Source organism: Ruegeria sp. BC2, from assembly GCF_056539245.1.
Genome location: NZ_JBQFUQ010000001.1, coordinates 1,908,582 through 1,933,170, shown reverse-complemented (window position 1 = coordinate 1,933,170; position 24,589 = coordinate 1,908,582). Strand labels below are relative to the sequence as shown.

Here is a 24,589-nt window from a genome sequence, read left to right as displayed (position 1 = left end):
GGTCCGGGGAATCCCCGGGCCATGAGGAGATTGCGATGCCCACTCTGACACTGCCGCAGGACTGTCATTCCATGCAGGAATTGCGGGTTCAGATCGACAAGCTGGACCGCCAACTGATCGAACTGTTGGCGACGCGCGCAACCTACATCGATCGCGCGTCCGAATTGAAACCGGGCGAGGGCCTGCCGGCCCGTATACCCGAGCGTGTCGAGGACGTGGTGCAAAAGGTGCGTTCAAACTCGGTTGAGGTGGGCATGGACCCCGATCTGACCGAAAGGCTTTGGCGCATCTTGATTGATTGGTCGATTGCGCGCGAGGAGAACGTGCTCGGCCCTGACTGAATGACCGGGCGCCCTTCGCGCCCGATCCGTTTTTTGAAAGAAGGGATCAAAGGATGGTAGCTCAAGTCATCGACGGCAAGGCCTTTGCGGCCAAGGTCCGCGCGCAAGTCGCCGACCAGGTTGCAAAACTCAAGGAAGAAAACGGCATCACCCCCGGTCTGGCAGTAGTCCTGGTCGGCGAAGATCCGGCCAGCCAGGTCTATGTCCGCTCCAAGGGCAAGATGACTGTCGAAGTGGGCATGAACTCATACGAGCACAAGCTGGATGTCGACACGTCCGAGGCAGATCTGCTGGCCTTGATCGAGAAGCTGAACAACGATCCCGCGGTGCATGGCATTCTGGTCCAGCTTCCGCTGCCCAAACATCTGAATGAGGACCTGGTAATCAACTCGATCGACCCGGCCAAGGATGTCGACGGGTTCCACATCTCGAACGTTGGTCTGTTGGGCACCGGTCAGAAGTCCATGGTTCCCTGCACGCCGTTGGGCTGCCTGATGATGTTGCGCGATCATCATGGCTCGTTGTCCGGCATGGATGCGGTGGTGATCGGCCGGTCGAACATCGTGGGTAAGCCGATGGCCCAATTATTGCTGGGCGACAGCTGCACCGTGACCATCGCGCACAGCCGTACCAAAGACTTGCCCGATGTCGTGCGTCGCGCCGATATCGTCGTGGCCGCGGTGGGCCGCCCCGAGATGGTACCTGGCGACTGGATCAAGGAGGGTGCCACCGTCATTGACGTTGGCATCAACCGGATCGAGCGTGATGGAAAAACCAAGCTGGTCGGCGACGTGGACTATGCAAGCGCGGCCGAGCGCGCAGGCGCTATTACACCGGTTCCCGGTGGTGTTGGTCCGATGACCATCGCCTGCCTGTTGGCCAACACTCTGACGGCCTGTTGCCGGTCGAACGGCCTGCCCGAGCCCGAAGGCCTGACGGCCTGACCACTGGCGGCCCTGGGGCGGAGCGTCCGCCCCGGGGCCAACGTGGGGATGAAACGACCCCCACTAGCACGCCGCAAACGTGTTTGATTGTCTGACATTTCGTGATAAGCTTGAGTTTCCAGCCGGTTACGAAGTGAATAAGTGGGCGTCTGAGGGACAAGGGCTGGGTCCCGAAAGGCTGCTCATTGATTTTGATATGTTGTCAAAACTGAGCCCATTCATTGCAGAATGCACGCCTCAGAGGGTGGTCGCCGGTATTCTGTTCATCCCGTTGCTCGCCTATACTTTTCCACCGTTCCGAGAAATGGATCTGCCCTTCTCCGTACGCCTGGCGTTCTGGGCAGGAGTGATGATCCTGGCGGTTGTGGCAACGTGGGGATCTCGGCAGTTGGTGAAGGATCGTTTGGACCATGTCGGACTGACGGTCCGGGACGTGGCGTTTGCCTTAGTGATCCTTGTATTGTTCACGCCCGCGTTGTGGATCCTGACGTGGATCCTGTGCGCTGCCAGTGGCCACGATGCCCCCGGTTTGCTGGCAGTCGGCACCTACGGTGCGCTGTTTAGCACAGGACTGGTACTGGTCAGCAAAGGCGAAGCCCCGCCTGAAAACGACGAGGTCATCGAAGCACCCCAACCCCGTCTGGTGAGTCGTCTGCCGGATGGGTTTCGTGGTGATATCTTGCGGCTAGCGGTCCGGGATCACTACGTTGATGTGGTTACCACCAGCGGAACCTATACGATCCGGTCGCGCTTTACTGACGCGATTGCTGAGATGGAGCCGATTTCGGGCCATTGTACCCACAGATCCCATTGGGTTACGGACGCGGCCATTCTGGAAATCCAGAAAAACAACGGCAAAACCTACCTGCGCCTTCGGAACGATGATCTGGTTCCCGTCAGCCGCAAGTACAAACCCAAACTGGAAGAAGACGGTGTGATCTGAACCAGCTGTCGCCTAACGCGGCATCGCCGTCAGCTGTGGCTGTGGGCCCGTCAGAATGGCGCGGGCGTCCGGCTGCATCAGCCGAGACAACGCGGTATCCGAGCTGCGCAGCCCTCCGGTATATGTTCCATAAGCCGGCATGATCAGCCGGCACCCGTCAAACAAGAAGGCCGGGCGCGAAATCATGCGACCCCGCGCATTGAGCCGGACCTTGGGGTGAAAATGCCCTGAAACTTCGCCCTGCGCGTCGGGTTCCGCTATATGGCGGAAGACCAGCACGTCCTGGCTCCACTCGGCCAGATGGGTGCCGCTCAGCGCGACGGGACCCGGATCATGGTTGCCCTCTATCCAGATCCACAGCCGCCCGGCCTGCAGCGCAGAAATCTCGAGCCGATCTGCGTCGCTCAGCGTTTCCGAGGCTTCGAGATCATCGAAACTGTCCCCCAAGCAAACCACCGTCTTGGCGCCGGTCGCGTCCAGATCGGCGGCCAGTCGGGACAGTGTCTCTCGGTTGTCGTAAGGGGGCAGTGCCGGTCCGCCCCGCCGAACGACCCGAGATGACTTGCCCAAGTGCAGGTCCGAAACACAAAGAAGATCGTGCGCCGGCCACCAAAGCGCGCCCGATCCCATGGCGTGCAGTCGGGCACCCGCAAACGAAAATTCAAGGCTGTTCATGGTCCGTTCTTTGCCTGTCAGGGCGTGATTTGCAAGTCGTTTCTTCAGGCGGGTTCCAGGCCGGCGTCGCGCAGCAAACGGGCGCTTTCTTCAGACAGCAGCCGCTCTTCGGCCGCGCCCCTGACCGGGACCTTTCCCACCTCGAGCAGCAACGGCGCCGCCAGCGGTGACACCCGGTCCAGCCGGATCAGGTCGATACGGTCGCCGATGCGCGCGATCATGGCCTCGATCCGTCCGAAATCGACCAGCCCGCGCATGGCTTCTTCGCGGGTGATCTGCATCAGCAGGTGGTCGGGGTCGTATTTCAGCAGCGTGTCGTACAGGATGTCCGACGAAAAGGTCGCCTGCCGCCCGCTTTTGCGCTGCCCGCCCGTGTTCCGTTCGATCAGCCCGGCGATGGTGGCCGAGGCGCGGAAGGTGCGTTTCATTACCGCGTTGCCTGCCAGCCAATTGTCCAGCCCGTCGCGCAGGGCGTCGATCTGGAACAGGGGGCTGGGATCGGTCACCGCGTCCAGTCCCCAGATCAGCGTGGCATAGTCGGTCGCGACAAAGCCCAGCGGCGCAAGCCCTGTTTCCTCCATCCGTTTGGTCAGCAACAGGCCCAGCGTCTGTTGTGCGTTGCGTCCGGCAAAGCCGTAAACGCACAGGTTTTCGCGGCCGTCATTGGGAAAGCTCTCGATCAACAGCCGGTCACGCCCGGGCAGCCGCGACATCCGGCGCTGCAGGTCCAGCCATTCACCCGTATGTTCGGGCAGTTGCGGCCAGTCGGGCTGTGCGAACATCCGCAGGATGCGGTCGCTCAGCTGGGTCGAGGTGGCGAACTTGGTGCCCGAGAAGGTGGCGACCTTGGGCTTTTTGTCGGCACGGCGCGTGACCTCGACAACCGTTTCGCGCAGCCCTTCATAGCGCACGATCTGACCGCCGATCAGGAAGGTGTCGCCGGGGGTCAGCGATGCGGCAAAGGCCTCTTCGACCTCGCCCAGGGGTTTGCCGCCCCGGTTGCGTTTCAGCCTGACTTTCAGGGTGTCGCTGTCCTGGATCGTGCCCAGGTTCATGCGGATGCGTTGCGCCGCGCGCGGGTCACGCAGCTGCCACAACCCGTCGGGGCGCTGTTGCAGGCGCTGCCAGCGGTCATAGGCCCGCAGCGCATAGCCACCAGTTGCGCAGAACTCCAGACAGGCATCGAAGGCCGCGCGGGACAGATCGGCATAGGGACCGGCCGAGGTGACCTCGGCATAAAGCGCATCGGCATCGAACGGTCCGGCGCAGGCCGCGATCAGGATGTGTTGGCACAAAACGTCACGCGGGCCGGGGCCGCGCGGCTCGCCGTCCAGATCGTGCGCGCGCGCGGCCTCCAGCGCGGCGACGCATTCGACCACCTCGAACCTGTTGGCAGGCACCAGCAGGGCCTTGGACGGCGCGTTGTAGCGGTGGTTGGCCCGCCCGATCCGCTGGACCAGGCGCTTGACGTTTTTGGGGGCGCCGATCTGGATCACAAGGTCCACGTCGCCCCAATCGATTCCCAGATCAAGGCTGCCGGTGCAGACGATGGCGCGCAGGTCGCCACGGACCATTGCCGCTTCGACCCGTTCGCGCTGTTGCCGGTCGAGGCTGCCATGGTGGATGCCGATGGGCAGGCCTTCGTCATTGGCCAGCCACAGGTTGTGAAAGAAGATCTCGGCCTGAGCGCGGGTGTTGTGGAAAATCAGCGTCGTTTTGTGCCGCCGGACCTGCTCCAGCACCGCCGGAATGGCATAGGCCGCGCCGCCCCCGGCCCAGGGCGGCATTTCGGCCGTTTGCAGCATGGCGATATCGGGGTCGGGGCCGGGGTCGGCCAGAACGATGTCGCAAGGGTCGGGGTGGCGGGCCAGAAAGCGCGCGATTGCGTCCGGGTCCTCGACCGTCGCCGACAGGCCCACGCGCCGCAGATCGGGGCACAGGGTCTGCAGGCGCGCAAGGGCCAGCATCAACTGGTCGCCCCGCTTGCTTTCGGCCAGCGCGTGTATCTCGTCCACGATCACGCGTTGGACGCCGTGAAACATGCGTGGTGCATCTTCGTAGGACGTCAGCAGCGCCAGGCTTTCCGGAGTCGTCAGCAGGATATGCGGCGGGTCCACGCGCTGGCGTTTCTTCTGTGTGGGGGTGGTGTCGCCGGTGCGATCCTCGATCCGGATCGGCAAGCCCATCTCGTCAGCCGGGCCGCGCAGGTTGCGCTTGATGTCGGCGGCCAGCGCTTTGAGCGGCGAGACATAGATCGTGTGCAGCCCCTCATGCTCCTCGGCCAGTTCGATCAGCGAGGGCAGGAACCCGGCCATCGTCTTGCCGCCGCCCGTGGGCGCGATCAACAGCGTCGCCGGGGCCTGCGCCCGGTCGATCATGGCCTGTTGATGCGGGTGGATGGACCAACCCCTGGCTGTAAACCAGGTGTCAATCCGAGCGGGAATCTGCGTCATATGCGCAGACTAGCCCGCCCGGTGACAAAGCGGAATGCGGTTTGGGCCCGTCTTACTTAACGATTTCCTCGTCCTTGACGAACATGTTCGCCCAGGCGCGGTCGATCAATTCCGGGCTCATTTGATAGGGGATGCCCTCGAATTCGCAGATCGAGATCATCTGATCGATCAGGAAGATCGGCTGATAGTTCGCATAGACATTGTTGATGGTCGGGTATTTGACCTTCAGCAGATGTACCAGCGCGGCCTCGTCCAACGGAATGCCGCGCTTGCGGGCCACCATGGCGAAGATCTTCAGGAAGTTTTCCTGGTTCGGGCCGTCAATCTTGATCTTGAAGAAGATCCGGCGAAGCGCGGCCTGGTCGAAGATCTCGTTCGGGTGGAAGTTGGTCGAGAAGATGACCAGTGTGTCGAAGGGAACTTCGAACTTTTCACCCGACTGAAGACCCAGAATGTCCTTGCCCTCTTCCAGCGGAACAATCCACCGGTTGATCAGGGCCTGCGGCGGCTCGGCCTGGCGGCCAAGGTCGTCCACGATGAAGATGCCGCCGGTCGATTTCAGCTGAAGCGGCGCCTGATAAGTGCGCGCCGTGGGGTTGTAGACAAGGTCCAGCATGCTCAGCGACAGTTCACCACCCGTGACCACAGTGGGGCGTTCACACTGGACGTACCGCGTGTCGAACCGCTTGCGGCGGCGCAGGCTGTTCGGGTCGTCAGCCTCTTGCTCGATCGCTGTGTGCACGATCGGGTCGTACACGGTAATCACCTGACCGGCATATTCGATGGCATACGGAACAAAGACGTTGTCACCCAACGCATCCCGAATTCCGTTTGAAATCGAAGACTTACCGTTACCCGGCGGGCCGTACATCAGGATCGAGCGACCGGCGCTGACCGCAGGGCCCAGGTGGTCAAGCAGGCTGTCCGGCAGGACAAGGTGCCCCATGGCGCCGGTCAGCTGATCGCGCGTGACTTGGATGTTCCGGATCGACTGTCGTTTGACCTGCTCGCGGTAGACTTCCAGCGGAACGGGCATGGCGCCAAAGTATTCGGATTGGCTCAGCGCGTCCAACGCCCGTGCCTTGCCGGCGTCGGTCAGTTGATAGCCCATTTCGTTGCCGCTGTTGGCGTTCAATGTCCCAGTCGCCTCAAGCAGCTTCTGTTCGCGGGCGATGTCGACCAATTCCTGCGTCACCGAACTCGGCAGACAGATCGAGGCGGCGATCTCGCTCACCGTGTCCACATTCTTGCGGAAAACGGTCTTCAGAAGGATGTCCCGCATCATAACAAGCGGAAGCTGCATTTCCCCCAGACCCTTCGGGGCAGGAGGAGCCATAACGGATGAGGTCTGCATGTTCATGAGCGCGGCTCGTATATCCAGTTGTCAATCCTTGTGTCCCGAAAGGGACCACTTGCGGAAAATCTGGCGCAGCTTTGTGGCAGGACCAAGGCGCGGGCAAGGCGCAGACATGATGGTTTACGAGCCGTTAATTGCGCCCAAAATCAAATAGATGCCAAGACTCGCACCCAAGGCCAGCCCCATGGGGAATTTCTTGCCCTGATCCCAGCTTTCCCAGTTCGGAGCGATCTGGCGCAGGCGAGAGTATTTGGCCAGCCGATGGGTGGCAAACGCGGCCAGCGTCGTGACCATCAGAATCACCATCACCAGCAAGAAATCACCAACCCATACGAACGGAGCCGCAGCCGCGCAGAACTTGGCGTCGCCCGCACCCATGGCGCCTGCGGCATTGAGAAGAATGCCAAAAAACAGCACGACCACCAGATGGAACAGCTGCCAGGCATAGACCGGCAGAGAAAACTGCAAGGGCCCGATGCTGGCCCCAACCCATTCGCCCGACCAAGGTGGCAGCACAATCAGCCCGACCACCACAAAAACCAGCGCCAGAGCTGTGACCGCATGGTTCTTGATCTTCATTTCCCGCATGTCGGTGAACGCGACATAGAAACAGATCGGCAGCACAAATGGTAGAAACCACAGGGCTGCCACTGCAGGAATTGCCATGCCTTATGCTTCCTCGAGCGCGCGGAGCGACCGGACCGCTTCGTCGAAATGCTGCGGATGGGTGGCGATGGCTTCCCGGAACAGGTTCTTGGCAGTGTTGATGTCACCGCGCTTCACGGCCGAGATGCCCATCGTGTTCAAGAGTTCCGCACGTTCGGTCTGGGACATCGGGATCACCGGCATGGAATAATTCCCCTGGGCCGAGCGGGCAAGAACCAGATTGTTCTTTGCCGTGAACAGTGAACTGTCCTGTCGGATGGCTTCGGTGAACAGGCGCTCGGCCTCGGAATATTGGCCGCGGGTCAACTTGGAATACCCCCAGTTGTTCATCACGCCAGCCGGCCGTGTGGTCAGCCCGATCGCGGTTTCATAGAACTGGTCCGCACGCTTCCAATCCTTGCTGGCGTCTGCCACCAAGGCTTCAAGCCGATAGCGTTTGAACGTCTCGTAGGTCGGGGGGATCTGGTCCAGCGCTGCCTTTGCCGCCTTCCAATCACCACTGCGGACCAACGAGTCCGCATAATCGACGCGATCCGCGTTCGTTGCACCGGACATCGCGGTCACGCGCTTCCAGGCGGCCGATGCTTCGGTGCTGCGCTTGGCGCGGGTCAGCGAAATGGCAAGGCCGCGCTGCAAATCGATCCGATCTGGATTCTTGCCGGCTGCTCCACGGAAATAGGTCACTGCCTCATTCGGGTCAGCCGCATTGAGCATCACGTCGTTGAGGTTCGTCTCATCGATGACGTTCACTTCCTGGAACGTGCGTTCGACCTTTTCCTCTTCGGTTTCTTTTGCGCATGCAGACAGGATCAGCCCGCACACGACGACTGTCGGAATCAGGAATTGTTGGCGCATTTTTGCGTCCCTTACTGCTCTTGCCTCTGTTACTGGTTCTTCCGCAGCAGGAAAGCTCCGTTCCCTTGCTGCTCCAGCGTATATTCTTGTTCTTGTGGTGTATTATTAACAGGATTTTCCATTTTTGCGAGCGCTAAGCGAAGATTGTCACGGATTGCGTCACTTTCGCCATTGTCCAGCGCATAGGCCCTTTGGAAGACCTGCGCGGCCTCGGCATACTCACCTTTTTCCATCAGCAGAACGCCGAGATTGTTCCACGCAACCGACCAATCCGGGTCTTTCTCGACCGCTTGTCGCAAGAGGGGTTCGGCTTGTCCCAGCCGCCTGAGGCCGAGATTGGCGGTTCCGATCGAGGTCAGGATTTCCGGGGTCATCCCTTCCGTCAGGGCCGCGCGGGTGAACGATTCCATGGCCAGTTCGTATTCTCCGGCTGCCATCAATCGGTTCCCGACAGCAATTTCGTCAATCGGCCCACCTTTGGGGTCGACGCCGGGGGCGAAAGGCCCGTTCGAAAGACTTGGGTCCGTACACGAAGCCACCACGGCAATAACCGCGGTGGCTATCATCAGGCGGTGGAGCCCGAAGCGGGCGCACCGGTTGCATGAGGGCATGGGCTTATTGGCCTCTGTTACCGAACTCCATGATGCCTTTTGCCGAGGGACCGACCAGAATGATCAGCAGCGGCGGCACCGTCAGCATCATTGTGGCAAGGGTCATTTTCGTTGGCAACTTGTTCGCGGCTTCTTCGGCGCGCATGACGCGTTTGTCGCGCATCTCGCCGGCATAAACCCGCAGGGCGTCAGCAATCGAAGTACCAAATGTGGCCGATTGGATCATCACCGTTACGAAAGAGCTCACATCCTGGACCCCGCAACGCGTCCCGAAATCGCGCAGAACCTGATCTTTCTCTTTGCCGGCCTTCATCTCATAGGCGACGATCTCAAATTCCTGGGCAATATCGGGGTAGGAGGCCTTCATCTCGCCGGCCACACGCACGATCGCCTGGTCCAGAGACTGACCAGCTTCCACGCAGACCAGCATCAGGTCAAGCGTGTCGGGAAAGCCCGCGGTAATGTTCTCCTTGCGCTCTTCGATCCGGCGCGTGATCCAGTATTTGGGGATGTAGTATCCAATGGCACCCGGTACCAGAACGCGGATCATCATTTGCTGGCCGGTGAATTCCTGCCCGTTTGAAAATACGGTCACCAGGAGAACACCCAAAACGATCCCGGTGATCCCCAACGCAAATTGCGCAAAGTGGAAGAACCGAACAGAGTCTTTCGAGCGGTAACCGGCCTGGCGCAGCTTGAGCTCCATGGCCGAGTATTCTTCTTCATCTTTCGGCTCGAGGAAGGTCGCGAACTTTTCAAGCTGTTCGTTCCGGCCGGAGTTGCGCAGCTGATCCTTCTTGCCGCGCTTTTCCTTTTTGGGTGCAGCATTTGCACGCTGCAGCTTTTTCAAGGGATCTTCCGGCTGGTTCAAGAGGATCGGAATGGTCACCAGAACCATGAACAATCCCAGCACGCCGACGACGATCAGCGGGCCGAACTCGCCCAATTGATCCGTCAGCATATCGTTGATTTGGGTCAGAAATTCCATGGTCGTGTCCTCAGACCTTGATGTTGGTGAGAATGCGCATGACGATCAGGTTCAGCGTCAGCATGATCCCCACGACAAAACAGGCAGGAATGAACCATTTGTGGTCCAGAACCGAGTCATAATACCCGGGGTCCTTGACCAGAATGAAAACCAGGCAAAACAGTGGGAACCCCGACAGGAACTTGCCCGACCACTGCGCCTCGGCCGTGATCGCCTTGACCCTGCGGAACAGACGGAACCGTGCACGGATCACCTTGGCAAGCCCGTCAAGGATCTCGGCCAAGTTGCCGCCCGACTGCTGCTGGATGCCAACGGCGACCGCGAGAAAGCGCAAATCCTGCATGTCCAGACGTTCGGCCATGTCCTTCAACGCCTCGCCCACGTCACGGCCATAGGCGCATTCGTCGGCAATCACGCCGAATTCGGTCGCAAGCGGATCCTGCACCTCGTTCGCGACGATCTGGATCGTCGAAACGAAAGGGTTGCCGACCCGAAGTGAGCGCACCATCAGTTCCACTGCATCGGGCAACTGCTCCTCAAGCATGCCCATCCGCTTCTTGGCCTTGTGATTGACCCAGGCATAGACAGCGCCGACACCGATTGCGATCGACAGAGCCGCACGTAGGATGGTGTCGGTTCTGGTGCCGATGCTCAGGCCCATGAACGCGACCATGGACACCAGCGCCATGATCATGACCAGCTGCCGCGGGCTGAAGGCAATCGCCGCTTTCTGGGCCTTGTCGGCCAACAGCGAGTAGAGCGGAATGCTCTGCGACTTCATGTGCTGCTGCATTTCCTTGCGCAGCTGCTCCAGAACCTGTTCGCGTCCGACACCTTTGTCGATCATGTCCAGACGACGATTGACGCGGCTGTTCAGGCTGATGGATTTGCCGAAAGCCACCAGATAGATACCTTCGACCAGCGCCAGAACCCCGACGAAGATCGCGACATAGATGAGCGCCTCGGTTGGCAGTTGCATGCCCTGATCTCCTACATTGTCGTCGGTTCGTAGATCGATGCGGGCAGGTCATACCCCCACAGACGGAACCGTTCGGAATAGTGGCTGCGAACGCCGGTGGCCGTGAAATGACCAATGATCTTATTGTCGGGCGTCAGGCCAACTCGTTGGAATTTAAAGATTTCCTGCATCGAGATTACGTCACCTTCCATTCCCGTGATCTCGGTGATCGAGGTCATGCGGCGCGAACCATCCTGCAGGCGGCTGGCCTGGACGATCAGGTTCACAGCGCTTGCGATCTGGCTGCGCACGGCCTTGATCGGCATTTCGATCCCGGCCATCGCGATCATGTTTTCCAGTCGCGAGATACCGTCGCGAGCCGAGTTGGCGTGGATCGTGGTCATCGAGCCGTCATGGCCAGTGTTCATGGCCTGCAGCATGTCGATCACCTCGGCGCCGCGCGTTTCGCCCACGATGATGCGGTCAGGGCGCATCCGCAGAGCGTTCTTCAGACAGTCGCGCGGGCTGACTTCGCCTTTGCCTTCCACGTTGGGCGGGCGGCTTTCCATCCGGCCCACATGGGTCTGCTGCAGCTGCAGTTCCGCCGTGTCCTCGATGGTCAGAATGCGTTCTGCGTCATCGATGAAGCTGGACAGCGCGTTGAGCGTGGTCGTCTTACCCGAACCCGTACCACCAGACACGATGATGTTCAGACGAGTGGAGACGGCGGCCTGAAGATACGCGGCCATTTCTTCGGTAAACGCGCCGAAATTGACCAGATCGTCGATGCCAAGCTTGTCTTTCTTGAATTTCCGGATGGAAACCAGGGACCCGTCCACCGCGATCGGTGGAACCATGGCGTTGAAACGAGACCCGTCGCGCAAACGGGCGTCAACATAGGGGTTGGATTCATCGACCCGGCGACCAACGGCGGACACGATCTTGTCGATGATCCGCATCAGGTGCTTTTCGTCTTTGAACGACACGTCGCTCAGTTCGAGCTTGCCGAAGCGTTCGACAAAGATCTGATGCGGACCGTTGACCAGAATATCGCTGACCGAGTCGTCTTGAAGCAGTGTTTCAAGCGGACCCAGACCGGTGACTTCGTCGTACAATTCCTTGTTCAACTGGGTCCGGTCTTCGCGATTGAGAACGATGTTCTTGGCTTCCAGAACCTCGCTCGCGATCGCGCTGATTTCGGTGCGCAATTCGGCTTCGGCTGCATTTTCCAGAGCCGCCAAGTTCAGGTTTTCCAGAAGCTCCCGATGCAGCTCGATCTTGATTTCGCTCAGCCGTTCCTTGCGCTTGCGCTCGCGGTCGTTGCCCTTGGCTTCCGCCGCGGTTTTGGCCACCGGTTTGCGGGCAATCGCGGTGGACGGCGAGGGGGCAGCTGCCGGAGCAGCTGGGGTTTCGGCGGCCTTGGGGGCTTGTGAAGGGGTCGCAACCGGCTGCGCACCTGATGGTTTCTTGTAACGTGAGAACACGGCGGTTTCTCCCCCTGATAGCCTTTGTTATGCCGCTTCGGCGCTGTTGCTGCCGAGGCTGTGCAAGGATTGAGCAAGCTTTGCGATTTCGCGGCGAAGAGGGTTCTTGCCGGCCGAGCTGGCCAAAGGCAGACCATGGTCGCCGCTTTGCATGACCGGCTTGCCGCCATCCGGCAGCTGCAGGTCAATCGAGATTCCCAGGCTTTCACCCATGCGCTTGACGCGGCTTTTGCCGCTCAGGTCCGTGAACTTGGGTGCGCGGTTCAACGCAAAGCGAAGCTTGTTGAACGGCAATTCCTCGGCCTGAAGGGCGCGTTTCAGACGCAACGCGTTCTGAGCGGACCGCATATCCAGTTCGATCAGAGCAAAATAGACATGCGCGGCCTGCAAAACGGTCTCGGACCAGTGCACCAGCGTTTTCGGCATGTCGACCACGACATAGTCGTAGTGCTTGCGGGCCATGTCGATCACCCGCTGGATATCTTCGTGCGTGAGAATATCCAGAGGCACCATGTCGGTCGGGGCCGTCAGAACATCCAGCTTTTCGTCGAATGTCTGCAGAGCCTGCCCAAACACTTCGTCATCCATGGCCACGGTGTCCGACAGCATTTCGAACACGGTTTCACGGCGGGGCAGGTCCAGATAGGTCGAGATGGTTCCGTATTGCAGATCCAGATCGATCAGGCAGACCTTGGGTGCATCCTTTTGCGATACGGTGGCCAATTCCCAAGCCAGGTTCACGGCCAGAGTCGTTGCACCGACGCCGCCGGCCAAGCCCTGAACAACAAACAAAGCGCCTTCTTTCGAAGCTCCTGAGGCCAGCGGGACGGAAACCTGTTGCGGAGTCACGACAGGTTCGGGCGCATTCATGCGGTCGATCGCTTCCTGCAGTTCGTTCTCGGGAAGAGGGTAGGGGACGAATTCATCGGCCCCCTTGCGCAGCAACTGATGAAGAGCGGCGGGGGTCACGTCCTCGGCAATCAGGACAACTTTGATCTTCTTTTCCTTGGCCTGGGTGATGATCTCACCCATCAAGGTCAGATTGTCCTCGTCCTCACCGTCGATCGCCAAGGCCACGAATTGAAGAGACTCGGCTTCGGGCTGGCTAAAAAAGGCAAGGGCCTCGGCAAAGCCAAGGTCACCCCAGCGCTCGCCCAAAGCGGCTTCCATGTCCTCGATCAACAGGTCGAAGTTCTGGACATCTCGGCTGATGGTACAGGCCAGAATGCCGGTGTCGTCGTTTTGCGGCGTTGCGCTCGTCATTAACACAATCCTCGTCGTGAGAGCGCAGCAAACGTCGATACAATACCAGTCCGTGTTTCAGCTTGCTGTCGCCCTAAGCGGTCAATTCTGGCCGCAGGTCACCCAATTGTTCACAATGTTGCGTGGAAGTGGGGCAAGAATTGGGCGCAAAAAAACCAATTGTAGGGAATTGGGCGACGATGCCGCCCAATTTCTGATTATTGTTCGCTGGTGTCGCCGATGGCCGTTTCGCGGCGCAGCTGGCTCTTGAATGTCGCGCTTTCGATGTACTCGCGATAAACGAAGTCAGCATACTTGCCGTCCAGGATGTTGGGATGGCGATCGACCAGACCCGACACTTCGGTAACGGTGCGGCGGTTGCGGCGATCCCGATTTGGCGTGGCCACCAGTGGCTGCGTTTTGCCATACGAAACAACAGCTTCCAGACGCGAGCGGGAAATACCCTGTTGCGCGAAGAAGTTGACGACCGCTTGCGCGCGGCGCAGACCCAGACTGTTGTTGTAGGACTGGGATCCGACGGCGTCGGTGTGGCCGTACACGCGGAAACGTGCTTCGGGGAACTGTTTGATCCAGTTCGCCTGATACAGCAGAATCTGGCGTGCTGCCGAATCCAGCTGCGCACTGTCGAAAGCAAAGTTGATCTGGGTCGGAACCTCGGCAGCGAATCGCTGCGCCAGGATCTGGCCATAGGTCAACTCGCCATTCATGACCTGGATGTTGTTCAGCGTTGCGTTGCCGAACGCGCCCTGGTCCACTTCATAGCCGGCCTCACGGGTACAGCTGGCGACAGCGACTGTAAGACCCAGTGTGATGATCCACTTCTGCATTGGTCTGTCCTCCCTATCAATCCAGGACGTAGCCGTAGGAATTGCCAAAGTCCTGCTTGGCGACTTCCGATGCGGCTCCATTACCAACCCGTTCCGTCCGGGCAGTTCTGCCGTTCATGAACAGGTCGAATTCGCTGGGCGGCTTCACGCGGTCGGTCGGCAGCGCCAGGGCTTCGCCACGGGTCGGGGAAACCAGATGCGCGGTGATGATGATCACCAGTTCGCTCTGCTCGCGCTGGTACTCCGCGCTGCGGAACAATGCGCCCAGAACAGGTACGTCACCCAACCACGGGATTTGGTTGCTCAGGTCTGTGAAGTCGTCCTGAATCAGGCCGGCGATCGCAAAGCTCTCACCATCTCGCAGTTCGACCGTTGTGCTGGTCTGGCGCGTGATGAAGCTGGGGACTGTGTCACCGTTGATGGTGAAGTTCGAGCTGGTGTCGATGCTGGACACCGCTGCCGCCATCTCAAGGTTGATCAGGTCACCGTCGACGACGCGCGGAACGAAGTCGATCTCGACACCGAAAGCCTTGTATTCAATGGCAACCACACCGTCATCCTGAGGAACCGGAATCGGCACTTCACCACCGGCGAGGAAGGTTGCTTCCTGCCCGGACAGCGCCGACAGGTTCGGCTCGGCCAAGCTCCGTGCCAAGCCTTTGGCTTCCAGCGCTTCCAGCAGCAGCCGGACTTGCGTGGAACCTGCGCCAAAGCCAAACAGAATTGCGCCGGTATTCGACTGAACCGCCGGGATGTTGTTGGCCAACGCGTTGCTCAGGGACAACTGGTTGTTCAGCGTGTTGATACCACCGGTCGCGTCACCGCCGGAAAAACCAAGCGAGGCGGACAGGTTCTTGGCGACCGACCGGTTCATCTCGGCAAAGCGGACCTTCAGCATGACCTGCTGTACGCCGCCGACATTCATCAGGTTCGACACACGCTCTGGCGCATAGCGCTCGGCCAGTTCCAGAGCACGCGCCAGTTTAGCTGCGCTGGAGACCGTGCCCGAGAGAACGATGCCGTCATTGGCGGTACGCACTTCGATTCGCTCATTTGGCAGAATCTGGCGCAGGCGCTCTTTGAATTCGGTCACATCGGGCGCAACGCGAACGCGGACGTTCGTGATCAGGTTTCCGGCGCCGTCAAACAGTGTCAGCGTCGTCATGCCTGGTGCTTTGCCCAAGACGTAGATTGTGCGGTCCGAAAGCGATGAGATGTCCGCAATGCCGGCATTCGCGATGCTGAGCTCTGCAAACGGCTGTTCGCTTTCAACCACGATGGCGCGGTTCATGGGCACATCCAGCGTTTCCGCCGTGCCCTTTTTCACCACGCGAAGATTTTGGGCCCAGGCGGAATCGCCGACCGGGCTCAGAACTAGGGCCAACCCCAAAAGGGTCGAACCAATCAAGGAACGTATTGTCATGTGACCTGCCTCTCCGATCACCACTCTATTTTTTTGGGTCTTATGCCCTATGGTGATGAACTCTGCGCGAATTCCGGATTTATTGCAATAATCAAGGGTTTCTGGAATTTTCCTTATGTGGACAATGCGCAACAACCCAAACGAAACGAGCCGCGCATTATGCGCGGCTCGGGCATGGTAACGCTCTGAATGGGCGTCAGTTTGTGCAGGGGATCGGGGTCTCGACGATCTGGTCGCCGCGGCGAGTCCGGATGGTGCAGACCTTCTCGGCCTCTTTCTTCGGTGCGGGCGCTGCTTCTTCGATTCCCAACAGTTTGCGTTGGTCAACCTCAATCGCACTTGCGATGGTTTCATCCTGAACCCCGACCAAGGCCAGAGACAGGCGTCCGGTGTTTTGCGCCTGCGCCAGGGCCGCGATCTGTTCCGGCGTGGCGGCAACGGTGACGGTCCGGGCAATGGTCGTGCCGGTCACATCCGATCCCGCCGTCTGATCGACGGCGATCAACTCGATATTGGTCTGGATCAAGCGGGTGATTTCCCCGTTTGCCCCTTCGACCGCGCTGCGCAGCGATCCGGTCCAGTACACATCAACAACGTCGCCGGGGCGAAGAAAGCCCGAAACGCCCGAGGCGACATCGACACTGATGGCGAACGCGCGCATACCTTTTTCGAGACGCGAGGTCAGGCCGGCCAGCTCACCCGGCCGGGTGATCTTGACCTCCATGATGGCCTCGTCCTTTTCCATGGTGCGCAGAACAAAGCGTTCATTGTTGCCGGTTTCCGGGAACAGAGCCGTCATATCGGTGAACGAACCTTCCGGAACCGCATTCTCAGGCCATTCCACGACGCGCACATCTTCTTGGGTCAGGCGCTCGCCGTATTTAAGCGGACGTTCAGATACGATCACGCCGACGGTCGGAACGACGTCGACCTTGGCGTTGGCAAGGGCCTCTTCGGCCATCTGCCGTTCACGCGCCAGGGCGTTCTGATACTCGGCAATATAGTTGCGGGCCATATAGACCGCACCGCCAGCCAGGGCGACCCCGACAATCAGGACAAGACCAAATACAGCTCGCATGCGTATACCTCTTTATTGCTCTGGCCGGACCTGTATCGGTCCGGGCAGGACATTGAAACAGCATATTTCCTAAATCGGAATTGTGTCGAAATGTGGGACAAATGGATATTTTTCGTTGTTTTATTGGCACAGAACGTTGCGAACGAGCATCTCGTGACGTGGCGTCTTCTGTATCCCAGCATGGGTTGCGCGGTGCGGAGAAGGCAGGGGCAAACGCGAACAACCGCGCCCGGCTGGCGCGGTTGTCATGTGGCCGGTTGGCCAAGTTCCCGAAAATCAGTTGCCGCCGGATCCGTTCGATCCACCGGTGATGATCCCGCCAACGGCCGTGTTGCTGTCGCCGGTGCTGATGCTGATCGCCGAGTCGGATAGGGCCGCCTCAACATCGTCGGCCAAGCCCTCGGTCCCGCCTTGGATCAAAGCGTAGGCAATCGCTGCTAGGCCGGTGACGGCTGCGGTCAGGACCACCCAGTCGACGGTGATCGCACCGCTATCATCTTTTTTGAAGTTCCTGATGAACTTGATCATTTCGCGTCCCTCCTGACAGAGTGATCCCGCCCAGTTCCGGTTTCTGATGGCGACCAGAATTCTCGCGGGCACCTAAATACTAATTATCAAAGACTTAAACGCGGTCTCCGTGGCGGAATTTGGGCCAAACGTGGGCCATGCTTGGCCCGGCGCCCGAAATCCGATGCGCAGCGTGTGTCTTGCTTCAAAGGAAAAGGCCGCGCCCTCAGGCGCGGCCTTGTATCCCGATTGGGATGAAGTCAGCTTAGTTGCTGCCGGCGGTGGTGATACCACCAGCTGCCGAGTTCGAACCGGTGCTGATCGTTGCGCTGGTCAGGGCGCTGGAAACGTCGGTTGCCAGGCCGGTCGCGCCGCCTTCAATCTGCTGGTAAGCAACGGCTGCCAGGCCAACAACGGCTGCGGTCAGAACGACCCAGTCAACAGTTACGGCGCCGTCTTCGTCTTTGCGGAAGTTCTTGATGAACTTGATCATGTTACGTCCCTCCTAAAGGATCAAAAAGTCAATAAAACCTCGGGGTCTTTCAGAGCTTCATCTCTCAGTCGGCTCATGACCGTCTCGGTATGGCACTATGTTTGCCCCTCGTGCGTGGCAGGAATTGGGCCAAACAACGAATTTTTTGCCTCAGGCTTAACTTTTTGGTCACCAATCTGGTAAACCATTGAAATAAATAATAAAAATTTTTCAACACCAACCCGCCACGCTGTTTCGGCGGTGCAAAATTGTGCCAAATGAGGCAAAACCGCCCCAATTCGCTTTGTTTTTCTGGCCTTGCGGGAAGATTCGCGTATCAAATCAACTCAAAAGAACAGATGAGGCAGGCAGAAATGATTTACCGGGACGCACTGACATGCGCCGGCGTTTTGGCGTTGCTGGTTGCCGTGGCGGCTCCGGCACCTGCTGCGGATATTGAGCCACGCGGCGTTTACAAACGGATCAAGGCTCCCAAAGCGGGGGAACGCCCGCGAGTGACGGTACAGATCAGTCCGCAAGAACACGCATCAGCACCTTCAGCGCCCAGTACGGGCCCCGATTTGGTCGTGCCCGATATCATAGCCCGGACCAAAGTCCCTCCGGCGGCCTTTCCGGACATAATGAAGAAAAAGACCCCCGTGGGCGCGTACAAGGCGTTCTGGGACAAGGTATCGCCAGATATGACCCGAGCCGGCCCAGGCCGCCTTGACGAAGCCCTGCAGGCTTTGGCGGCGACCCAGATTTCATCTCCGCGGCTGCAGAACCTTCAGAAGATCGTCGAGCAGCGCGGGGTCGATATTCTCCGTACGACTGTAGGAACAAAAGTGTCGCCAGCGCTGGTCCTTGCGGTCATGTCCGTTGAATCAGGTGGTCGCCCCACTGCCGTCAGCTCCGCTGGAGCACAGGGTTTGATGCAACTGATGCCTGCCACGGCCAAGCGGTTCGGCGTGACCGACAGCATGTTGCCGGAACAGAATATCGCCGGCGGCGTGAAATACCTGGACTGGCTGATGGGTGAGTTCAACGACGACCCGATTCTCGTCCTGGCGGGATACAACGCCGGTGAAGGCGCGGTGCGAAAGCACAATGGCGTTCCACCTTATGCTGAAACGCGCGACTATGTCCCCAAGGTTCTCGCTGCCTTCCAGGTCGCCCGAGCGTTGTGTGCCACTCCGCCGATGCTGATTTCCGACGGGTGCGTCTTTCAGTCCATGAATTGAAAAAGGCCCGCCGATTGGCGGGCCTTTCGGTTTCTCTGTTTGCTCAGAAGTCAGCCGACGATGGTCGCCTCGGTCGCCGCGCGCATCTCTTCTTCGCTGACGCCATCGGCCAGTTCGACGATCTTCAACCCGCCTTCGACCACGTCCAGCACGCCCAGGTTGGTGATAATGCGGTCAACCACGCCCTTGCCGGTCAGCGGCAGGGTGCATTCCTTCAGCACCTTGCTGTCGCCGTGCTTGTTGGTGTGGTCCATCACCACGATGACCCGTCCGACCCCGGCCACCAGGTCCATGGCGCCGCCCATGCCCTTGACCAGCTTGCCCGGAATCATCCAGTTGGCCAGATCGCCTTTCTCGTCGACCTCCATCGCGCCAAGGATCGCCGCCGCGATCTTGCCGCCGCGGATCATGGCAAAGGACGTGGCGCTGTCGAAATAGGCAGTGCGGGGCAGTTCGGTGATGGTCTGCTTGCCGGCGTTGATCAGGTCGGGGTCCTCTTCGCCCTCATAGGGGAAGGGGCCCATGCCCAGCATGCCATTTTCCGACTGCAGGGTGATATCCTTGTCGCCCACATAGTTCGCCACCAGCGTCGGAATCCCGATGCCGAGGTTCACATACATGCCGTCTTCCAGTTCCTCGGCCGCACGCGCGGCCATCTGATTGCGGTCCCAGGGCATTACGCTTCCTCCTTCTTGCGGGTGGTGCGCTGTTCGATGCGCTTCTCGTGCTGACCTTGAATGACCCGGTGCACATAGATGCCGGGCAGGTGGATGCAGTCGGGGTCCAGCGAACCGCGCGGCACGATCTCTTCGACCTCGGCCACGCAGATCTTGCCGCAGGTTGCCGCCGGCACGTTGAAGTTGCGGGCGGTCTTGCGGAACACCAGGTTGCCGGTGTCGTCGGCCTTCCATGCCTTGACGATGGCCAGATCGGCAAAGATCCCTTCCTCGAGGATGTAGGTCTCGCCGTTGAACTCCTTGTGCTCCTTGCCCTCGGCGATCACGGTGCCGACGCCGGTCTTGGTGTAGAATCCCGGGATGCCCGCGCCACCGGCGCGCATGCGCTCGGCCAGGGTGCCTTGCGGGGTGAATTCCAGCTCAAGCTCGCCCGACAGGTACTGGCGCATGAACTCGGCGTTCTCGCCGACATACGAGCTGATCATCTTCTTGACCTGCCGCGTCTGCAGCAGGATGCCGATGCCGAAATCGTCGACGCCTGCGTTGTTCGAGGCAAAGGTCAGATCCTTCACGCCCGACTCCTTGATCGCCTGCAGCAGCAATTCGGGAATGCCGCACAGGCCGAACCCGCCGGCCGCGATCAGCATGCCATCCCGAAGTATCCCATCGAGGGCCTCGGTGGCATTGGCATAGACTTTCTTCATGGAAAACTCCCCCAATGACATGGTGATGGGCAGGTTGTGCCGCCACGTCATTGGGAAGTCAATGAAACCTGCGGGCGGGTGGTATTTCTACCTAACCGCCCGCAGGGGCCGGGATCAGCTTGCTTTCTTCTTGGTGGCTTTCTTCTTGGGCGCGGCCTTTTTGCGGGTGCCTTTCTTGGCCGCCTTCTCATTGGCTAGCTCCACCGCCATTTCCAGCGTCACGTCCTCGGGCTTGATGTCCTTGGGCAGGGTCGCGTTGACCTTTTCCCACTTCACGTAAGGCCCATAGCGCCCATCCAGAACCTGGATCGCGCCGCCATCGGGATGCTCGCCCAGCTCTTTCAGCGGTTTGGCCGCAGCCCGCCCGCGCCGCCCGGGGTTGGCGCGCTTTTCCGCCAATAGTTCGACGGCCCGGTTCATGCCGATCTCGAACACGTCGTTGGGGTCCTTGAGGTTGGCATAGACCGGCTTCGCCTCATCCGGCAGCTGATGCATGATATAGGGACCGAAGCGCCCGAAATTGGCGCTGATCATGCCGCCCTCGGGGTGTTCGCCAATCTCGCGCGGCAGGCTCAGAAGGGTCAGCGCCTTCTCAAGGTCCATGTCATCCTTGCTCCAACCCTTGGGCAAAGAGGCGCGCGGCGGCTTCTTGTTCTCGGGCGTGGCTTCGCCGCGCTGGACATAGGGGCCGAAGCGTCCGGATTTCAGCCAGATCTCATCCTCGCCATCCATGCCCAGCAGACGTTCCTCGCCCTCGGCACCTTCACCGGCGATGGGGCGGGTATAGGTGCATTCGGGATAGTTCCCGCAGCCCACGAATCCGCCGGTCCGCGAGGTTTTCAGGTGCAGCCGTCCGACCCCGCATTTGGGGCAGATGCGCGGATCCGAGCCATCCTCGCGCGGGGGGTAAAGCTGCGGGGCCAGCGCCTCGTCCAGTTTGTCGAGCACTTCCGAAATCCGCAGCTCGGACGTCTCGGCGATCGCGGCCGAGAAATCGCGCCAGAACTTGGACAGCAGGTCCTTGTAGTCGCGGGCGCCGGCGCTCACCTCGTCCAGCTGCTCTTCGAGGTTGGCAGTGAATTCGTATCCCACATACTGACGGAAGAAATTCAGCAGGAAGATCGTGACGATCCGGCCCTTTTCCTCGGGGATCAGGCGGTTCTTGTCCTTGCGGACGTAACCGCGGTCCTGAATCGTGGTGACGATCGAGGCATAGGTCGAGGGTCGCCCGATGCCCAGTTCCTCCATCCGTTTGACCAGGGTCGCCTCGGTATAGCGCGGCGGCGGCTGGGTGTGGTGTTGCAGCGCCAGAACCGCCTCGTTGTCCGACAGGATGGCTTTCTTGTCCGCGCCGTCGGCGGTGGCCTTGTCAAACTGATCCTTCAGCGTGGTCTTGGCAAAGCGCGCCGGATCACCCTGCATGATCTGGGGCAGGCGCTTGTCATCCTCGTCCTCGACATCGTCGCGGCCTTCCTCGTAGACGCGCATGAAGCCGTCGAACAGCACGACCTGACCGGTGGCGCGCAGGCCCACTTGACCGTCATCGCTGCCGATTTCGACGGTGGTGCGTTCCAGCCGCGCGGCAGCCATCTGGCAGGCGATCGTGCGCTTCCAGATCAGATCGTACAGCTTGCGCTGATCGTCATCCGACAGTTTCAGGGCGGCCGCATCTTTGCTCATGTCCGTGGGCCGGATGCATTCGTGCGCTTCCTGCGCGTTCTTGGCCTTGTTCTTGTACATGCGCGGGCTGTCCGGCACGTATTCGGCACCGAACCGGTCCTTGATCGCGTCCCGCGTGGCGGCGACGGCCTCGGGGGCCATGTCGATGCCGTCGGTTCGCATGTATGTTATGTGCCCGGCCTCATACAAACGCTGCGCCACCTGCATCGCGTGGCGGGCGCCCATGCCGAATTTGCGGCTGGCTTCCTGCTGCAGGGTCGAGGTCATGAACGGGGCGCTGGGATTGCGCGCGGCTGGCTTCGCTTCGACCGAGGTCACGCTCAGCGCGCGGCTGGTGATGGCCTGCACCGCCAGTTCGGCCTGGGTGGCGTTGGCGATGTCATGCTTGTCCAGCTTCTTGCCGGCCAGCGTGACCAGCCGCGCCTCATAGGTCTGGCCGCGCGGCGTTTCGAACAGCGCCTTGACCGACCAGTATTCCACGGGCTTGAAGGCCTCGATCTCCATCTCGCGCTCGACGATCAGGCGCAGGCAGACCGATTGCACGCGTCCGGCCGATTTCGCGCCGGGCAGCTTGCGCCACAGAACCGGCGACAGGTTGAAGCCGACCAGGTAATCCAATGCGCGCCGGGCCAGATACGCCTCGACCAGCGGCATGTCCACCTCGCGCGGGTTCTGCATGGCCTTGGTCACCGCATCCTTGGTGATGGCGTTGAACGTCACGCGGCTGACGGCCGTATCCTTCTTGATCGAGCGGCGTTTGGTCAGCGCCTCCTGCAGGTGCCAACTGATCGCCTCGCCCTCGCGGTCGGGGTCGGTTGCCAGGATCAGCGCGTTGTCATCCTTGAGCGCGTCGGCGATGGCCTTGACGTGTTTGCGGCTGTCCGTGCCGACCTCCCAAGTCATCGAAAACTCGTGGTCGGGATCCACCGATCCATCCTTCGGAGGAAGGTCGCGAACGTGGCCGTAAGAGGCCAAGACCGTGTAGTCGGGGCCAAGGTATTTATTGATTGTTTTTGCTTTGGCCGGGGATTCTACAACAACTACAGGCATTTAGTTAAAAACCTCGCTCGACGGATTGGGCGCCTTCTATGGCCGTGCAAAATGTGTTGGGCAAGATGGATTTGTCAATGCACAGTCTGAAAGGCCCGAAATCCAGCCTAATTGAGACCGGCGGCCCGGGTTGGAACCACCTCGGCAGATTAGACGGCGAGGCTCAGCAACCCGCCCGGTTGGCGACGGATCAAACCATCCAGCTCCAGATCGGTCAAAGCGGGGCCGATCACGTTGGCGGGCGCATCGACATCCCGGATTAACTGGTCCTCGGCCAAAGGCGAAGGCCCCAACCGTTCCAGGATTCGGGCGTGGAGCGCCTCGGGAGGAGTGATTGTCTGCGCGACGGGCGCCGTGTCGGGGACAGGTTCGGGCGCTCTGCGCGGCTGCGGGGGCAGGGCGTCGATTACATCCTGCACGCAGCGCACAAGTGTGGCGCCTTCGCGGATCAGAAAATTACAGCCGGCGGCGCGGGCGTCGAACGGATGGCCGGGCACGGCAAGAACCTCGCGTCCCTGGTCCAGTGCGTCGCGCGCCGTGATGAGGCTGCCGGACTTGGCGGCAGCCTCGACGACGACGACGGCCTGAGACAGCCCCGATATGATCCGGTTGCGGCGAGGAAAGTGGCGGGCCTGCGGGGTCACGCCCATTGGTTGTTCGGAGATGCGCAATCCTCTGGTTGCGATGTCGCAGGCCAGTTCCTTGTTTTCCGCCGGATAGATGATGTCGACGCCACCTGCCATGACCGCAACGGTTCCCGTTTGCAGCGTGGTCAGATGCGCGGCGGTGTCGACGCCGCGGGCCAGTCCGGAGACGACTACATAGCCACTCTCACCCAGACCACCTGCCAGAGCCCGCGCCATCCTGGTTCCCAAGGACGAACAGTTGCGGGCGCCGACAAGCGAGATCATCGGGCGCTGAAGCACCGAAACGTCGCCTATTGCCCAAAGCAGAGGAGGGGCATCGTTCAGATCGGTCAGTGCCATAGGATAGTCGGCGGCCCCAAGGCACAAAAGCCGCGCTTTGGCGGTTTTTGCGGCCTTGAGTTCCGCCTCGATGACGCCGTGCGGGCATATTTCATACCCTTCAATTCCGGCAGCGCGTGCCAATTCCGGCAATGCGGCCAGCGCATTCTGCGCCGAGCCATGTTCGTGCATCAGGCGCCGGAACGTTGCCGGGCCAACTTTGCGCGAGCGCAACAGGCGAAGCCAGGAAAACCGGTCCTCTTCCGTGGTGGGTGGGAGTGGGGGGTGATTGGAAGAAAGCTGCTCTTCGGTCATCCGTCGCTCCGCCTGATTGCAGAACTGGTTTACGGCGTGACGGGTTAACAGCTTGTGAATCGCAGAAAATTTTAGCGTGTTCCAGTGTGGGTTTCGCGGAATGGGTGCGCAA

The 24,589-nt window shown here is 60.2% G+C and carries 23 protein-coding genes; 4 read left to right on the top strand and 19 right to left on the bottom strand.

The genetic code is table 11. The annotated features are described in order from the left end of the window. Window positions 1-35: 35 nt before the first annotated feature. The 3 genes from ACR0CU_RS09610 to ACR0CU_RS09600 all read left to right on the top strand — a co-directional run bounded on the left by ACR0CU_RS09610 (window position 36) and on the right by ACR0CU_RS09600 (window position 2,228). Complete coding sequence (locus tag ACR0CU_RS09610) at window positions 36-341, top strand: chorismate mutase (protein WP_170337522.1); 306 nt, start codon at window positions 36-38, stop codon at window positions 339-341. Between the two features lie 53 nt (window positions 342-394). Then, on the top strand, window positions 395-1,285 hold the full coding sequence (gene folD / locus ACR0CU_RS09605) for a bifunctional methylenetetrahydrofolate dehydrogenase/methenyltetrahydrofolate cyclohydrolase FolD (RefSeq protein WP_170337523.1): 891 nt from the start codon (window positions 395-397) through the stop codon (window positions 1,283-1,285). A gap of 133 nt (window positions 1,286-1,418) precedes the next feature. After that, the gene (locus ACR0CU_RS09600) at window positions 1,419-2,228 is read left to right on the top strand and encodes a LytTR family DNA-binding domain-containing protein (RefSeq protein WP_367646405.1); all 810 of its coding nucleotides are present in this window, start codon (window positions 1,419-1,421) and stop codon (window positions 2,226-2,228) included. A 12-nt stretch (window positions 2,229-2,240) separates the two neighbouring features. On the opposite strand, the gene pdeM is transcribed toward ACR0CU_RS09600, so the two are convergent. The 15 genes from pdeM to ACR0CU_RS09525 all read right to left on the bottom strand — a co-directional run bounded on the left by pdeM (window position 2,241) and on the right by ACR0CU_RS09525 (window position 17,866). Beyond that, window positions 2,241-2,903, bottom strand: coding sequence for a ligase-associated DNA damage response endonuclease PdeM (gene pdeM, locus ACR0CU_RS09595; RefSeq protein ID WP_170446924.1), 663 nt, complete (start codon window positions 2,901-2,903; stop codon window positions 2,241-2,243). Between the two features lie 44 nt (window positions 2,904-2,947). After that, complete coding sequence (locus ACR0CU_RS09590) at window positions 2,948-5,356, bottom strand: ligase-associated DNA damage response DEXH box helicase (protein WP_480642903.1); 2,409 nt, start codon at window positions 5,354-5,356, stop codon at window positions 2,948-2,950. Window positions 5,357-5,408: 52 nt separating this feature from the next. After that, the gene (locus tag ACR0CU_RS09585; protein ID WP_093962764.1) at window positions 5,409-6,716 is read right to left on the bottom strand and encodes a P-loop NTPase family protein; all 1,308 of its coding nucleotides are present in this window, start codon (window positions 6,714-6,716) and stop codon (window positions 5,409-5,411) included. 117 nt (window positions 6,717-6,833) lie between these two features. Continuing rightward, window positions 6,834-7,379, bottom strand: coding sequence for a prepilin peptidase (locus ACR0CU_RS09580; protein ID WP_170368829.1), 546 nt, complete (start codon window positions 7,377-7,379; stop codon window positions 6,834-6,836). Between the two features lie 3 nt (window positions 7,380-7,382). Further along, window positions 7,383-8,234: a tetratricopeptide repeat protein gene (locus ACR0CU_RS09575; protein ID WP_170358176.1), complete on the bottom strand. Its 852-nt coding sequence runs from the start codon at window positions 8,232-8,234 to the stop codon at window positions 7,383-7,385. Between the two features lie 29 nt (window positions 8,235-8,263). Beyond that, the gene (locus ACR0CU_RS09570) at window positions 8,264-8,800 is read right to left on the bottom strand and encodes a tetratricopeptide repeat protein (protein WP_170446919.1); all 537 of its coding nucleotides are present in this window, start codon (window positions 8,798-8,800) and stop codon (window positions 8,264-8,266) included. 49 nt (window positions 8,801-8,849) lie between these two features. Next, a complete protein-coding gene (locus ACR0CU_RS09565) occupies window positions 8,850-9,833 on the bottom strand; it encodes a type II secretion system F family protein (RefSeq protein ID WP_170337908.1) in 984 nt (327 codons plus the stop codon). A gap of 10 nt (window positions 9,834-9,843) precedes the next feature. Then, window positions 9,844-10,812 carry a type II secretion system F family protein gene (locus tag ACR0CU_RS09560; protein ID WP_170362931.1) on the bottom strand — a complete coding sequence of 323 codons (969 nt, stop codon included), beginning with the start codon at window positions 10,810-10,812 and terminating at the stop codon, window positions 9,844-9,846. A gap of 11 nt (window positions 10,813-10,823) precedes the next feature. After that, window positions 10,824-12,275 (bottom strand): TadA family conjugal transfer-associated ATPase, encoded by a 1,452-nt coding sequence (locus ACR0CU_RS09555; protein WP_170446917.1) that lies wholly within the window; start codon window positions 12,273-12,275, stop codon window positions 10,824-10,826. Between the two features lie 27 nt (window positions 12,276-12,302). Continuing rightward, a complete protein-coding gene (locus ACR0CU_RS09550; protein ID WP_093962757.1) occupies window positions 12,303-13,538 on the bottom strand; it encodes a CpaE/TadZ family protein in 1,236 nt (411 codons plus the stop codon). A 197-nt stretch (window positions 13,539-13,735) separates the two neighbouring features. Next, window positions 13,736-14,365: an OmpA family protein gene (locus tag ACR0CU_RS09545; RefSeq protein ID WP_093962756.1), complete on the bottom strand. Its 630-nt coding sequence runs from the start codon at window positions 14,363-14,365 to the stop codon at window positions 13,736-13,738. 16 nt (window positions 14,366-14,381) lie between these two features. Further along, window positions 14,382-15,788: a type II and III secretion system protein family protein gene (locus tag ACR0CU_RS09540; RefSeq protein WP_093963039.1), complete on the bottom strand. Its 1,407-nt coding sequence runs from the start codon at window positions 15,786-15,788 to the stop codon at window positions 14,382-14,384. Window positions 15,789-15,984: 196 nt separating this feature from the next. Beyond that, window positions 15,985-16,866 (bottom strand): Flp pilus assembly protein CpaB, encoded by an 882-nt coding sequence (gene cpaB, locus ACR0CU_RS09535; protein WP_170337530.1) that lies wholly within the window; start codon window positions 16,864-16,866, stop codon window positions 15,985-15,987. Between the two features lie 276 nt (window positions 16,867-17,142). Beyond that, window positions 17,143-17,394 (bottom strand): hypothetical protein, encoded by a 252-nt coding sequence (locus tag ACR0CU_RS09530; protein WP_170337531.1) that lies wholly within the window; start codon window positions 17,392-17,394, stop codon window positions 17,143-17,145. Between the two features lie 244 nt (window positions 17,395-17,638). Then, window positions 17,639-17,866 (bottom strand): Flp family type IVb pilin, encoded by a 228-nt coding sequence (locus tag ACR0CU_RS09525; RefSeq protein WP_093962753.1) that lies wholly within the window; start codon window positions 17,864-17,866, stop codon window positions 17,639-17,641. A 353-nt stretch (window positions 17,867-18,219) separates the two neighbouring features. On the opposite strand from ACR0CU_RS09525, the gene ACR0CU_RS09520 reads away from it, so the two are divergent. Beyond that, window positions 18,220-19,086, top strand: a complete 867-nt coding sequence (locus tag ACR0CU_RS09520; protein ID WP_170447106.1) for a lytic transglycosylase domain-containing protein — start codon at window positions 18,220-18,222, stop codon at window positions 19,084-19,086. A gap of 50 nt (window positions 19,087-19,136) precedes the next feature. Here ACR0CU_RS09520 and ACR0CU_RS09515 read toward each other — a convergent pair whose 3' ends face one another. From ACR0CU_RS09515 to dprA, 4 genes are all read right to left on the bottom strand, one after another. Further along, on the bottom strand, window positions 19,137-19,763 hold the full coding sequence (locus ACR0CU_RS09515; protein WP_170401756.1) for a CoA transferase subunit B: 627 nt from the start codon (window positions 19,761-19,763) through the stop codon (window positions 19,137-19,139). Continuing rightward, window positions 19,763-20,467, bottom strand: a complete 705-nt coding sequence (locus ACR0CU_RS09510; protein ID WP_040634234.1) for a CoA transferase subunit A — start codon at window positions 20,465-20,467, stop codon at window positions 19,763-19,765. Before ACR0CU_RS09510 ends, ACR0CU_RS09515 begins: the two co-directional genes overlap by 1 nt. Window positions 20,468-20,581: 114 nt before the next feature. Beyond that, complete coding sequence (gene topA / locus ACR0CU_RS09505; RefSeq protein ID WP_170446915.1) at window positions 20,582-23,197, bottom strand: type I DNA topoisomerase; 2,616 nt, start codon at window positions 23,195-23,197, stop codon at window positions 20,582-20,584. A 149-nt stretch (window positions 23,198-23,346) separates the two neighbouring features. Next, the gene (gene dprA / locus ACR0CU_RS09500; RefSeq protein ID WP_170446913.1) at window positions 23,347-24,477 is read right to left on the bottom strand and encodes a DNA-processing protein DprA; all 1,131 of its coding nucleotides are present in this window, start codon (window positions 24,475-24,477) and stop codon (window positions 23,347-23,349) included. Window positions 24,478-24,589: the final 112 nt, after the last annotated feature.